At 65.8% G+C, this 491-nt stretch carries 1 protein-coding gene; it reads left to right on the top strand.

The genetic code is table 11. The annotated features are described in order from the left end of the window. A partial coding sequence (locus KW838_RS29265) for an aminotransferase class I/II-fold pyridoxal phosphate-dependent enzyme (RefSeq protein ID WP_218504373.1) occupies positions 1-417 on the top strand: 417 nt, incomplete at its 5' end. Positions 418-491 lie beyond the last annotated feature (74 nt).

Here is a 491-nt window from a genome sequence, read left to right as displayed (position 1 = left end):
CTTGCCGGCCTGCGCGTCGGCTTCGCCATCGGCCAGCGGCCGCTGATCGAGGCGCTGGAGCGGGTGAAGGACAGCTTCAACTCCTATCCGCTCGGCCGTCCGGCCCAGGCTGGCGCCATTGCCGCAATCGAGGACGAAGCCTGGTTCGAGGAAACCCGCGGCAGGATCATCGCATCGCGCGAGCGCCTTGGGGCCGAACTGACCGCGCGCGGCTTCGAGGTGCTGCCGTCATCGGCAAACTTCGTTTTCGCCCGCCATCCCGGCCATAGCGGCGAAACGCTGATGACGGCACTGCGCGAGCGTGCCGTGCTGGTGCGCCATTTCGCCAAGCCGCGCATCGGCGATTTCCTGCGCATCACCATCGGCACCGATCAGGAATGCGCCCGTCTGATCGAGGCGCTCGACGAGATCGTCTGACATCTTGTCTCGGTGACATTTCGCCGTTTCAAACCAGCGACGAACTGATCTAGCCTCCGGCGACTCGCCGGAGC

Source organism: Pseudomonas sp. PDM27 (assembly GCF_019219205.1).
Lineage (GTDB): Bacteria > Pseudomonadota > Gammaproteobacteria > Pseudomonadales > Pseudomonadaceae > Aquipseudomonas > Aquipseudomonas laurylsulfatiphila.
Note: the sequence above shows the minus strand (reverse complement) of the source record. Positions and strands in the feature narration are given on the sequence as shown.